The organism is Vibrio pomeroyi (assembly GCF_024347595.1).
GTDB classification, from domain to species: domain Bacteria; phylum Pseudomonadota; class Gammaproteobacteria; order Enterobacterales; family Vibrionaceae; genus Vibrio; species Vibrio pomeroyi.
Map to the genome: position 1 here is coordinate 1,384,067 of NZ_AP025507.1, position 13,148 is coordinate 1,397,214.

A 13,148-nucleotide genomic window follows, 5' to 3' on the forward strand; every position below is an offset into this window, starting at 1 on the left:
TTTTGGTGAGCCAGTCATAATTAAAACTCTAGGCAATTTAGCCAGTTTTAACCGTGATCTTGACCTGATACCTTAGCAAGCGCATCTGGGTAACCGCGCTCCTGAGTCAAACCTATCGCTCTGTTTTCAATATCATTTAATGTAAGTGACATTGTCACTGAATGAGTATCTTCAATAGAAACCGCTTCAGTAATATCAAACCATTGTTCTGCCACTTTTTGTGCTGCTTCTAACGTTGAAGACGCCTTTACTACTTCAAGTCGAGCATAACGCTCACCACAGAAAGACACGTCAGAAGCCCTTAAGCTAGGGTCAGTTCCGGGGATTTGCTGCGCCCCGAACAGAGGCTTACCACCAACTTGTGCAGAACGAAAACTTGGGATGAACTGAGACATATGCGTAATCGCAGCTCGAGTTCTTAGTTCCAGTTGCTCCTCGCTCCAACCTGATACAATTTTCTTAAGAAGCTTGGATGGCAGCTGAGGCTGTGATGAATCCGTTGACGATGAAACAAGCCCGCCCTCAAATAGCGTTATCCCTTCTGTCATACCATGAAGTTGGAATACACCATCAGCATACGGAGTTAGTTGAGCCATGCCTTGTGGTGTGCCTCTAGGGCCATGAAAGATAACCTCTGGCCACTCTTCCTTACACTCTTGCGAGAATGGCCACTCTGTCACGTACGCGGCTTTAAATTCGACTAATCGCTGCTGCTTAGAACCAACAAAGTCATCAACAATGCCCGTTTCGAAGCCACTGGCATTAATCAGATAATCAGTTGTTAGATTGCAGCTTTGGTTTTCACGATCGGTGTAAGTCAAAGACCAACCGTCACCAGTTGATTCAACCGACTGTAAACGGCTGTTGGTTAACACGGTGCAATTAGATTGCTGACCTAAAGACAGTTGAGCCGTGGCAGAGAGTCGGAATACGCTCCAACCATACTCTTGAACCATAGCAACTGGGTATTTCAGCGTGTCTAAATCTGTGTGCTTAGCAAAAGGAATACACCAATCATCGAGCGACATGGGTTTTAGGGGCTGAGTTCGTTCAGCTATCTCTAACAACTCTTCTTTGCTGTAGAGCTTGTAGTATTCTTCCGGGTCACCAAGCACTTGGTTGCTTTTATCTTGTTTAACAAGCTCAGCATAAGCGCTTTTGATTATCTTGAGACGCGGAAGTAGATCCATCGGTTCACCGCCATCACTATGTGGCACAGCGATGATTGTTGGGCGAATATTGATGGTATGAGGGAACAAGCGGACGGTATCAATTGACTGTGTGAGCAACTGAAGACACTGCTCTACAGAAATATCTCGATACAAATTGCCGCCGGCGTGCAGGTGGCAAATTGGTGGACCATTAACCAAACTCGGCCCTTTTTCCAAGATAGTGACCTTAAAACCCAACTCACTAAAGTGAATCGCGCTTGTGGTTCCGGCAATACCACCACCAACAATGGCAATAGAAGGTTGATTTGTATCCGTTTTGTTGTGGTTCATCGTGTTCTGTAGAATAAGATTAACTAACGCTATTCTACTTTTGTTCGGCGACGAATTAAAACACATTTTTATCAAGGTCTTAGCTTGGTGCTAATTAATATCTATGTAAAAAACATAAATAATCTCTTGACTCAATAACTCGATATGAAGTTTTAAAGGTTATTCTAACAGTCAAATTTGTCCTAAGTGACGCCACATAAAGGCTGTCTCAATACTCTTAAAACACAGATGTTAACTTATCCCTAAAGTTATCCACCGTTTTTGTGGATAACTGTTGATAACGTTCTTGCTAAGTTGCGCAAACCCTTTGTTTACAGGGACTAACCGCTGTTCATTAAATCGGCACTATTGAACAATGAGTTTTAAATTATGCTGAAAACCGATGAAATTAGGGTGTGATATCTCTTACTTATGCTACCAGTTGGTCAAATAAAAAACGGCCTATCGCTTGGTTTTATAAATAGCTTGCTACTACCCATAAAATATTCGCGACTAGGCCGTTTCATTCAGTCTATTGACGCTTTAGTGATTAATTAACCGAAATCCTTGTTTACTGGTGCCAATAAGCGCTTGATCAAGCTGTTTACGACGGCAGCTAATGTCATAAACGTGAGCACCGGTAATGTAATCCAAAGCATCGGGTGAAGTGATGGTTCTAGCTCAAAACCAAAGTTCATCACTCCTGCAACACTGAGCTCGGAACCCAGCGCCGCAATCGAACCTGCCACAAGCGCCATCAACCCATATTCACACCAAATGGTATTGAGGATGCGCTTCTTACTCGCTCCTAAGGTTCGATACAAGCGAATCTCTTGTTGCCTTTGAGACAAGCTAAGACGCAACAGAGTAAAGATAAGCAATAACCCAGCAACGACACCAAGCGCAGCGAGCACCGTGATTGACCAAACAATCTGCTTAAGCAGTTCTTGGATCTTGCTACCCATCACACGGATATCCATCAAACTCACGGTTGGGTGATTTCGAGAGAGCTCGTTGAGCATTTGGTCGTGTTTATCTTCGAGTCTGAAGCTCACCAACCAGGTTGATGGAATCGAACTCAATACATCTGGAGTAAAGATGAAGTAGAAGTTTGGCTTCATTTCGCGCCACTCTACTTTTCGGATGCTATTAAGTTTGGCTGACACATTTTGGCTGTTAATAGTGAATGAAAGCTCATCACCAATTTTTAAACCAAGTTGTTCAGCGACATCCGATTCAACAGACACGCCCTGCTCTTGCGTCCAACTGCCTTCAAGCACTTCATTGTACTCAGGTAACTGATCACCCCATGTGAAGTTGATTTCACGACTCAATGCGTCAGTTTGTTCAGATGTATCACTGTATTCAGCCGCTTCTACGCCGTTAATGGTCGTCAGTCTTCCGCGGATGATTGGGAATGCTTGAGTGCGCTCCACTTCATTTGAGTCGATGGTCGCTAAGTAACTGTCTTTCTCGTAGCTCGCAATGTTAAGCGCAAACGCATTCGGTGCGTTCTCTGGCAAGGTTTGTTGCCAATCGGATAGCAGATCACTTCTCACCAACCAAATAATCGACAACAACATCAACGAAAGCGCCAACGAGCCAAACTGAATACCTGTTGCTAGCGGAGTACGATTGATTCGGCTTAACGCCAAGCGCATTGATGTCGACGTCGGTAACTTGCCGAACAAGCGCAGAACAATCGTGCTGACAGCAGCTAACACCAAAAACAGACACGCAATACCGGCTAGAACAATCCATACCAATAGGTTATCGCCGTACATCAGCATCATCGGGATGATAGGTACTAGCAGCAGCGCGAACTTTTTGTAGCTGTCGTGTGATTTATGACTTGATTGAATTACGCTGATGGCTGATGTATTAACTAAGCCAATCAGTGGGATCCCTAAGGCAGGCACACCAATCAGAATGCTTGATAAAATCGCCAAGATAGCTGGTTCGATGCCATAGCTTGGAAGTGGCGATGGCAATAAGTCACCCAGTGGGATTCGAAGCAAAAATTCTAAGCCAATACCAATCGTGATACCTAGCACAGCACCAATAACGACCAATAGAGACACCTGAACCGACAGCCACTTAACGATCCACTGTTTGCTTGCGCCCAAACTTTTCAACATAGCGATGGTTTTACGACGGCTTGCCACATAGTGTTGGCACGTGAGTACCAAAGTGGTTGCCGCCATGATCACAACAATAGCAACAGTCAACGATAAGTATTGCGTCGTGCTTTCAAACATATCATTAGTGCGACTTGCCGAATCTTGTGTGCGCCAGCGATCACTTGGTGTTAGCTCGATACTGTCTTGTGCCGCTTTGAGCTTTGCATCATCACCGTTCAAGAACAGCCTGAAGCTCACACGGCTTCCCGGCTGAATAGCACCCGTCGCGTCGATATCACTTTTGTGTATTAATACAGCAGGCATTTGCTGGAACGGATTAAAGCTCAACCCCGGCTCTTGCGTGATGCGCCCTGTTATTGTTAAATCGGCATCACCAATAGTGACATTGTCACCGATTTTAACTTCAAGTTGCGCAAATATACGCTCATCGAGCCAAAGTTCACCCGGTTCAACATGATTACTCGACGCATTATTAGCGCCTTCTAGTATCATTTCACCGCGCAGTGGATAGTTACTTTCGACCGCTTTTACCGTCACCAATTGCATTGAGTTATCACTGAATGCCATGGTGGAGAAACGCGTCAACTCTGAACTTTCTAGCTGCTCCACTTGAGTCAGGTCGAGCAAAGATTGTGGAATTGGATTTGCTGAGATAAACACACTATCAGCAGTCAGTGCGTCTTTACCCTGCTTAACGATCACCTGCTCCATCCGCTCGGCGAGCGCCGACAATGCGAAAACACAAGCGATGATCAAGGTTAACGCGATGGATACCGGCCACAGCTGACCATGTCGAATTTCTTCGATGCTCCACGAAAACAGGCGTTTGTTCAGTCCGTTTGATGAGTTCAATTTAAACTTCCTCTATTTGACCGACATGCATCTTAAGCGTTCGTTGGCAGCGTTGTGCAAGCTTAGGATCGTGTGTCACCAATACTAGAGTTGTGCCGTGCGAAGAGTTCAATTCAAACAGTAACTCCACAATTTTGGCTGCAGTTTGTTGGTCTAGGTTGCCTGTAGGTTCGTCAGCAAATAGGATTTTTGGCTTGATCATAAAGGCACGTGCTAAAGCGACCCTTTGTTGTTCACCACCTGATAACTGAGACGGCAAGTGATCAAGTCTGTCTTTTAAACCAACCGATTCAAGCAGAGCGGTCGCTCGTTCAATGTCTTCGTCTTCACCTTTCAATAAACAAGGAAGCGTGACGTTTTGTAGTGCAGACAGGCTTGGGATTAACAAGAAGCTTTGAAATACGAACCCAACGGATTCGCTACGGATTTTAGCCCTTGCTTCATCATCAAGTTGCGAAAGTGGTTGTCCTAAGAGGCTAATCTCACCTTTGGTTGGTACGTCAAGCCCTGCTAACAGCGTCATTAGTGTCGATTTACCTGCACCCGACGTGCCTACGATCGCGACTGTTTCGCCTTCACGAATATCGATATCAACGTGCTCTAGGATTGTTAAATGTTCTTGATTAGTAGACACTGTCTTGGAAACAGCTTCTGCTTTAATGATGGATGTATGCATGACTCGACTAATTTCCTTTTTATTCTTTATTTTATTTTCAACCGCTTCTTTAGCTCAAGGCTCTGCGTCAGCTCAAGATTCAAAGTTATTGGTACTTGGCGATAGTTTGAGTGCTGGTTACAACATGGATATCAAACAGAGCTGGCCAAGTTTGTTACCAGACGCGCTAGCAAAACATGATAAAGCGGTTACCGTGGTTAACGGGAGTATCTCTGGTGACACAACGGGCAACGGTTTAGCTCGTTTGCCTCAACTACTTGAAGAACATGCTCCAGACACCGTTCTTATTGAGCTAGGAGCGAATGATGGCCTTCGTGGTTTTCCACCTAAGCTGATGTCTGCGAACCTAGATCAAATCATTGAGCAGATAAAAGCCTCAGGCGCAAAACCGATTATGATGCAGATTAAAATTCCACCAAATTACGGTAAACGTTATAACCAACAATTTGAGTACGTTTTTGCGGCTTTAGCTGATCAACAAAATGTGCCGCTTCTGCCGTTCTTTCTAGAACATATCATCCTTAAACCTGAGTGGATGATGAACGATGGCTTGCATCCTAAACCAGAAGCTCAACCTTGGATCGCTGAATTTGTCGCCGAAGAATTATATCAGTATCTTTAGGTTTTAATGGTCTAGCTCAATAAATTTTACACAGCTTTACGTTAGCCTGAGTGCATATCACCGTGAACTGTAAGGTTATTTATGCTGATCGAACCTGTTATCAAGGGTGTGGTAGCTAAAAGCGCTCACCCTATTGGCTGTCAAGAAGCCGTAAAGCAACAAATCAAGTTTGTTAAGAGTGCGCCGCAAATCAAAGATGGCCCTAAACGAGTACTGATCATCGGCGCTTCCTCTGGCTTCGGCCTTGCCGCTCGTATCGCCCTTACCTTTGGCGGTGCAAAAGCTGATACCATCGGCGTCTCATTCGAACGCGGTCCCAACGAAAAATCCCTCGGTAGTGCCGGTTGGTACAACAACATCTACTTCAAGAAAGAAGCCGAACGCGAGCAGCGCACTGCTATCAACATCGTTGGCGATGCCTTTTCTAAAGAAACACGCTCCCAAGTTGTCGAAGCCATCGAGACCTATTTCGAAGGTGAAGTCGATCTCATCATCTACAGCTTAGCCGCGGGTGTGAGACCAAAACCGGATTCTGAAGAATTTTGGCGCTCGGCTATCAAACCGATTGGCGAAAGCGTTACTGGCGCGACGATTTCTCTTGAGCACGACAACTGGGTGACCAACACGCTCGACGCTGCAACAGAAGAAGAAGCCGAAAGCACACTCAAAGTAATGGGTGGTGAAGATTGGGAAAACTGGATAGATGAACTGATCAACGCGGAGTCGATTGCTCCGGGTTGTAAGACGATCGCGTTCTCCTACGTTGGCCCTGAAGTGACGCACCCTATCTACCTAGACGGTACTTTAGGTCGCGCTAAGATCGACCTTCATCAAACCAGTCACGCACTCAACCTTGAACTAGCTAACTTCGACGGCAACGCTTACGCTACCGTGTGTAAAGCGTTGGTAACAAAAGCAAGTGTATTCATTCCAGGGTTAAGCCCTTACCTGCTTGCTTTGTACAAAGTGATGAAAGAGAAAGAAACCCACGAAGGTTGTATCGAACAGATGCAGCGCTTGTTTAGCAGCAAACTGTATGGACAAACCAAAGTTCCGCTTGATGGTGAACGTCTGATTCGTATGGATGATTGGGAGTTAGATCCTGAAACCCAAGCACATGTGACCGAATTGCTGGATAAAATGGACGAAAGCAATTTCCAAACTTTGGGTGATTACCAAGGATTCAAAGATGAGTTCTTACAGCTAAACGGGTTCGCGCAACCATCAGTAGATTACAGTAAGAAACTGAATAGCGAAGACTTTATAAAATTAAAGCCCTAATCGAAATTTATCTCATTACTGAGACCCGTATTCACATTTGAAAACCTCTGCAAAATTGCCGAGGTTTTTTTGTGCAACATTTCTTATACTTACTTAACGTAAGATTCACAGTTTTCTTTGGTTCATAATAATTAACACAGGATGTGTTGATGCATTTAGCATAATTGACTCGGAGTCATATGAAGAAAATAAAAACTCTCGATTTAGATATCCCAGACGATATGGAGCACGGTTGGCAGAATATTGTCGACCTCTTAGCTCAAATTACTCAAGTGCCCGCGGCACTGATCATGCGTGTTCACGCCAATTACATTGAAGTCTTCTCAACCAGCCGCAGCGAGAATAACCCATACAACAAAGGCGATTCTGAAACGTTGGGGAATGGGCTGTACTGCGAAACCGTGATGGAAACTCAACGACAGCTTCTTGTGCCTAACGCGCTTACCGATCCTAAGTGGGAAAACAACCCAGACATCAAACTCGGTTTAGTCTCCTATTGTGGTATTCCATTACTCTGGCCTAACGGTGAACTGTTCGGCACCATTTGTATCTTGGACTCGAAAGAGAACCACTACACCTCTACTTATATCAAACTGTTAGAGAGCTTTCGGACTTCGATTGAATCTCAGCTTAAAACCCTGTTCCAACACGCCAAGCTTACTCAAATGAATCGCGACTTGAAAAACCGTGTTTACAATCGCACTAAAGATCTTGCTAGCCTTAATTACTCATTGAATCAAGAAATTGATAAGCGAAAAGCGGCTGAACAGAAGATTAATTTCCAAAAGAATCATGACCTCGGTACGGGATTTTTAAACCGAAGTGCCTTTGAATCTCGCTTAAATCACAAGCTGATCGCACAACGAAGGCTGACTGAAGGTTCCTTCGCCGTTATTCATATTGGATTTACCAACGGCAGGAGAATACAAGCACGTTACGGTTACAGTGCGCTAGACCAAGTACTTGTAGAATATCGACACCGTATCGACAGCATTACTGACATCGAGGTTTTAACAGCGCGCCCTACTTCTGTCGACCTTGTTCTGGCATTCAGTGTGAAGGATCTTCACCACCGCCTCGAAGAGCTGAGTCAAACGTTAGTACGAGTCGGACATTCCGAGTTTGATATTGAAAGTGATAAAGTTCATTTGCATGCCTATATTGGGATTGCGATTACAGACAGTGAGGATGATGCGGAGAGCATTCTTCAAAAATCATCAGAAGCGATGCTTGCCTGTAAAGATTCTGGTCAAAAATACGCTTACTACTCTCAGTCTCATACAGAAGAACAAAGCCACATCAATAAGATTGAAGGCTATTTGCTACAAGCCGTTCGTAATGATGACTTGATGCTCTACTTCCAACCTAAAGTAAGCCCTGTGACTCATCGCTGGGTTGGCGCCGAAGCACTGCTCCGCTGGAGACATCCCGTGTTAGGCGATATCTCCAATGAAACCCTGATACACATGGCTGAACAAAATGGCTTGATTTTCGAAGTGGGCAGCTTTGTTTTACGCAATGCGATTGAAAAAGCCAAAGAGTGGTCTGAATACGTTGAAGATTTCAAAATGGCGGTTAACGTTTCTGCTGTGCAACTCAAAAACGCGCATTTTGCAGAGCAAGTGATTCACCTATTGGAAACCTATCACCTCGAGCCCCGCTTCTTAGAGCTTGAAGTCACCGAAAGCGGTTTGATCGCCGATGAAGTTGTCGCCAAGAACACGTTGGAATCTTTGCATGATATAGGCGTTACATTGTCACTCGATGACTTCGGCACTGGCTACGCCTCTTTCAGTTACCTGAAGAAATTTCCATTCGACACGATTAAGATTGATAAGAGCTTTATTGATCAAATGCTCAACTCAGATGGAGACTCGGAAATTGTTCGTTCGATTGTCCAAATCGCGAAAAAACTCGACCTTAAAGTCACGATTGAAGGCATAGAATCAGAAGCTCAGGAGAAGTTTATTATCGATGAAGGCTGCGATGTTGGCCAAGGTTACCTCTATGGAAGACCAATGCCGAGCCAAGAATTCGAACACAGCTTAATCAATCAAAACTATTTGGGGACAACTCGTTACGCTTAAAGCGAAAAAGAGCAGTTAGTTTTGGATTTAGGCCTACTTTCTCTTTACTCTAAAGGTGGTGATTTTTATAATCGCCGCCTTTCTGTTTTTATCTTTCCCCTTATATAGGCATTCCTCGTTATGGATCAGTTGACTGCAAAGCTTAAAAAGCTCGAAAAACAAAACTACCGTGCATATCAACAAATTAAAGGTCAATACGACTTTGCTGATTTTGAATTACACATCGACCACATTCAAGGTGACCCTTACGCGTCAGCTTCTCGTTTTCGCGCAACACGCGCGTGGTCGTTAACTGGGTTAGATTGGCTGAAAGAAAAGTCTTACGAATACCAAGTTGCTGCTCGTGACTTTATTGCGCGCAGCTTTTCTGAATTCGCTAAGCAAGAATCGACTGTTTCAATCGCTCTTACTGGCCAAACGGTTTTAGACAGCACATCGGTAGTGTTCACTGAGCACGGTATCGAACTTCGTTTCCGTATCAACCTACCAGCTGATGGCCGTAGCATCCTTGCTAAGAAAGCAATCAACATCATCACTTTTTACTTACCGAAGTTTATTCGTCGTGCAACGCTTGAACGCGAACTGAACATCGATGCGATGATCAAACATTGTGAAACGATTGAAGACCAAGAAGCGCTTCGTGCTCAATTAGACGAGCACAACCTAGCTTCATTCGTTGCTAACGGCAGTGTGCTACCGCGTATCGCGGGTAACTGTGATCTTCCAATGAAAGATGCCGTTCCTTTTGCAGCGCCAGAATCATTGAGCGTAACACTAAACACACCAAACCAAGGTGATGTGACTGGCCTAGGTATCCCTAAAGGCATCACACTGATCGTTGGTGGTGGTTTCCACGGTAAATCGACACTATTGAACGCTGTTGAACGCTCTATCTACAACCATATCCCTGGTGATGGTCGTGAAGGTATTGTGACTGCGATTGATACGATGAAAATTCGTGCGGAAGATGGTCGATGTGTGCACAGCTTGAACCTATCAAACTACATCAACCATTTACCAATGAAGAAAGATACGTCTGACTTCAGCACTCAAGATGCTTCGGGTTCTACGTCGCAAGCAGCTTGGTTACAAGAGTCGATTGAAGCCGGTGTACAAACGCTCCTTATCGATGAAGATACGTCAGCGACTAACTTCATGATTCGTGATGAGCGCATGCAGGCGCTTGTGTCTAAAGGCGACGAGCCAATCACACCACTTGTTGACCGTATTGGCCAACTACGTGAAGAGATGGACATCTCAACCATCGTGGTAATGGGCGGTTCAGGTGACTACTTAGACGTAGCAAACACTGTGATTCAAATGCACGACTACCAAGCGGTAGACGTGACTGAAAAAGCAAAAGAAGTGATTGTTCAGCACCCTACTCAACGTTCGAATGAATGTGAAACGGCGTTAGAGATGTTTGTGCCGCGTTCATTGAACCGCGCATCGCTGATGAACATTCTTATGGATGGCAAGTTCCGTGTTAGCGCGAAAGGCAAAGAATCACTGCGCTTTGGTAAAGAGTTCGCCGACCTTTCTGCGTTAGAGCAACTTGAGTCAACATCAGAGGTCAATGCGATCGGCTGGGCTTGGTTCCAGTTTGCGCAAACTCCAGGTTGGTCAAACAACCCAGCGAAAGAGTTCAATACTATTTTAGAAAACGAATGGCACGCTAACATGCCGAAATATGGTGACCTAGCGAAACCAAGAACGTTGGATATCATGGCTGCCTTGAACCGTATGCGTAAATCTCAGTTCAAACCTTCGAACTAAGATTTAGCTAAACATCAGTAATTCCTTTCAACGGCTCTCACTTTCGAGGGCCGTTTTTTACTTCGTTTACCTAGCAGCCCCATTTACCTTCTATCCCTTCTGAAGTGCCTATCTCACAAACCAATTCACAACTAGTTGTTCAGATCCATGCAGTAGGCTCGTGACTAACTAGCACTTCTAGTAGGCTACAGCACTACTTATCTTGGAAATACCAAGAATCATGACACAGCTTTTACAAAGCCATAGTGATATTCGGATAAAGTCCCGACTCTACAAATGTAACTAAATGTAAAAGTCTGAGGTTTTGATGAACCACCAACGCGTCAAAATGCGTGATCATAAAAGCGAAGTAAACCTGTTTCGAAACCGAGTAATCGTCGCGTTTGCAGGGATTTTAGTCTTCACCCTCGTTCTGATTGGAAACCTCTACAGGCTCCAAGTACAAGATTTCAAAAGTTACCAAACCCGAGCTGACGGAAACCGAATTAAAGTACTTCCCATCGCTCCTACGCGCGGTTTGATCTACGATCGCAATGGTGTGTTATTAGCCGAGAACCAACTCGTCTTCGATTTAACCATGATCCCTGAAAAGACCGATGACGTTGATGTTATGCTGAGCAAGCTCAATAAATTCATCCCTCTCAATGATGAACAAATCGAGCGATTTAAACAGCGTTATCACAATACCCGTCGTTTTAAGCCCGTCACGATATTAGAAGGTCTTAACGAAGAAGAGATCGCTAAGTTCTCTGTTCAACAATATCAATTCCCCGGCTTATCGATCGATACCAGCCTAAAACGTTTCTACCCAAATGGTGAAATACTTACCCATGTCTTGGGCTATGTGGCACACATCAACGACAGCGATTTAAGAAAGCTTGATGAGCAAGGTAAAGAGTCCAACTACCAAGCAACAACCGTTATCGGTAAGCTCGGTGTAGAGAGATACTACGAAGACCTCCTTCATGGCACCAAGGGTTATCAAGAAGTTGAAGTTAACAGCCGTGGACGCATTGTTAGAACAATTCAGTATGTTCCTCCAGTCGCAGGTAAAGACATTGTCCTTAACATCGACATCGAGCTACAAAAATACGTGTTCGACCAACTCGATAACCGAACGGGCAGTGCTGTGATTCTAGATCCTAAAGACAACAGCGTATTGGCAATGGCGTCGAGCCCAAGCTATGACCCAAACCTGTTCGTGGACGGCATTTCAAGCAAAAACTACCGAACACTGCTTAACGACCCTGCACACCCATTGGTGAATCGCACAACATTAGGTGTTTACCCACCTGCTTCGACCGTAAAACCTTTTATGGCCGTTGCTGGTTTGCAAGAGCATGTTATCTCGGAGCACACCATTCGTGATGACCACGGCTCATGGCGCATCCCCGGTTCTAAACCTAACTCTAAAGCGTGGCGAGATTGGAAACGTTGGGGTCATGGCCCGGTTGATGTGACACAAGCGATTGAGGAGTCAGTGGATTCATTCTTCTATCAAACGGCCTTTGATTTAGGCATCGACCGCATTTCAACGTGGATGAACCGCTTCGGATTTGGTAAACCGACAGGTATCGACATCTATGAAGAAAGTACTGCAAACATGCCGACTCGTGATTGGAAGATGATGCGCTATCGTACGCCTTGGTATCAAGGTGATACTGTGCCGATTGGTATCGGGCAAGGTTATTGGACTTCTACTCCATTGCAATTAGCCAAAGCCACTTCTGTGCTAGTGAATCACGGCAAGGTAATGCCTCCACATATTCTAAGAGCAACACTAGATCATGGTGAAGACTTTGATACGCAAACGCCTGTTGTACCAAAACAGATGGCATCAATTGACGAAGTTCCCGATGAAATTTGGGATGTACCAATTAATGCAATGAGGTTGGTAAACAACGGGAGTCGAGGTAGCGGTCGAAGAGCCTTCAAGGGCGCAGACTACGTCAGTGGTGGTAAATCAGGTACGGCACAAGTTTTCGACTTGGCAAAAGATCAGGTCTATAACTCGAAGAAATTAGCCCGTCACCTACTCGACCACGCGCTTTATACCGCGTTTGCACCTTATGATAATCCTGAATACGTTGCGACAGTGGTTATCGAGCATGGTAATGGTGGCTCGAAAGTTGGTGCGCCATACATTCGTAAGGTACTTGATTACGCATTTGAGCATAAGAGCGGAGTGAGTAAAGACCACTCATAAGTCATTACTTTTCACTCGCAAAAAAC

8 protein-coding genes are annotated in these 13,148 nt (G+C 44.8%); 5 read left to right on the top strand and 3 right to left on the bottom strand.

Annotated features, from left to right (window positions below; translation table 11 throughout):
- Positions 1 to 47: 47 nt before the first annotated feature.
- The 3 genes from OCV12_RS22205 to OCV12_RS22215 form a co-directional block, all read right to left on the bottom strand.
- Positions 48 to 1,502, bottom strand: a complete 1,455-nt coding sequence (locus OCV12_RS22205) for an FAD-dependent oxidoreductase (protein WP_261886185.1) — start codon at positions 1,500 to 1,502, stop codon at positions 48 to 50.
- A gap of 533 nt (positions 1,503 to 2,035) precedes the next feature.
- The gene (locus OCV12_RS22210) at positions 2,036 to 4,474 is read right to left on the bottom strand and encodes an ABC transporter permease (RefSeq protein WP_261886186.1); all 2,439 of its coding nucleotides are present in this window, start codon (positions 4,472 to 4,474) and stop codon (positions 2,036 to 2,038) included.
- Position 4,475: 1 nt separating this feature from the next.
- Entirely contained in the window at positions 4,476 to 5,150 is a 675-nt protein-coding gene (locus OCV12_RS22215) for an ABC transporter ATP-binding protein (protein ID WP_004730959.1), read from the bottom strand.
- On the opposite strand from OCV12_RS22215, the gene OCV12_RS22220 reads away from it, so the two are divergent.
- From OCV12_RS22220 to mrdA, 5 genes are all read left to right on the top strand, one after another.
- Positions 5,149 to 5,772 carry an arylesterase gene (locus OCV12_RS22220; protein ID WP_261886187.1) on the top strand — a complete coding sequence of 208 codons (624 nt, stop codon included), beginning with the start codon at positions 5,149 to 5,151 and terminating at the stop codon, positions 5,770 to 5,772. The two genes, OCV12_RS22215 and OCV12_RS22220, sit on opposite strands and share 2 nt — an antisense overlap.
- Positions 5,773 to 5,853: 81 nt before the next feature.
- Entirely contained in the window at positions 5,854 to 7,053 is a 1,200-nt protein-coding gene (gene fabV, locus OCV12_RS22225; protein WP_261886188.1) for an enoyl-ACP reductase FabV, read from the top strand.
- Positions 7,054 to 7,232: 179 nt separating this feature from the next.
- Complete coding sequence (locus OCV12_RS22230) at positions 7,233 to 9,140, top strand: sensor domain-containing phosphodiesterase (protein WP_261886189.1); 1,908 nt, start codon at positions 7,233 to 7,235, stop codon at positions 9,138 to 9,140.
- 120 nt (positions 9,141 to 9,260) lie between these two features.
- Positions 9,261 to 10,916 (top strand): ABC-ATPase domain-containing protein, encoded by a 1,656-nt coding sequence (locus tag OCV12_RS22235; protein ID WP_261886190.1) that lies wholly within the window; start codon positions 9,261 to 9,263, stop codon positions 10,914 to 10,916.
- A 307-nt stretch (positions 10,917 to 11,223) separates the two neighbouring features.
- Positions 11,224 to 13,122: a penicillin-binding protein 2 gene (mrdA, locus tag OCV12_RS22240; RefSeq protein ID WP_017632614.1), complete on the top strand. Its 1,899-nt coding sequence runs from the start codon at positions 11,224 to 11,226 to the stop codon at positions 13,120 to 13,122.
- The last annotated feature ends 26 nt before the right edge of the window (positions 13,123 to 13,148 follow it).

Bases quoted from the DNA above. Each gene is read 5' to 3' on its own strand.
- OCV12_RS22205 (WP_261886185.1), bottom strand. From the start codon at position 1,502: ATGAACCACAACAAAACGGATACAAATCAACCTTCTATTGCCATTGTT.
- OCV12_RS22220 (WP_261886187.1), top strand. From the start codon at position 5,149: ATGACTCGACTAATTTCCTTTTTATTCTTTATTTTATTTTCAACCGCT.
- OCV12_RS22215 (WP_004730959.1), bottom strand. From the start codon at position 5,150: ATGCATACATCCATCATTAAAGCAGAAGCTGTTTCCAAGACAGTGTCT.
- fabV (WP_261886188.1), top strand. From the start codon at position 5,854: ATGCTGATCGAACCTGTTATCAAGGGTGTGGTAGCTAAAAGCGCTCAC.
- OCV12_RS22230 (WP_261886189.1), top strand. From the start codon at position 7,233: ATGAAGAAAATAAAAACTCTCGATTTAGATATCCCAGACGATATGGAG.
- OCV12_RS22235 (WP_261886190.1), top strand. From the start codon at position 9,261: ATGGATCAGTTGACTGCAAAGCTTAAAAAGCTCGAAAAACAAAACTAC.
- mrdA (WP_017632614.1), top strand. From the start codon at position 11,224: ATGAACCACCAACGCGTCAAAATGCGTGATCATAAAAGCGAAGTAAAC.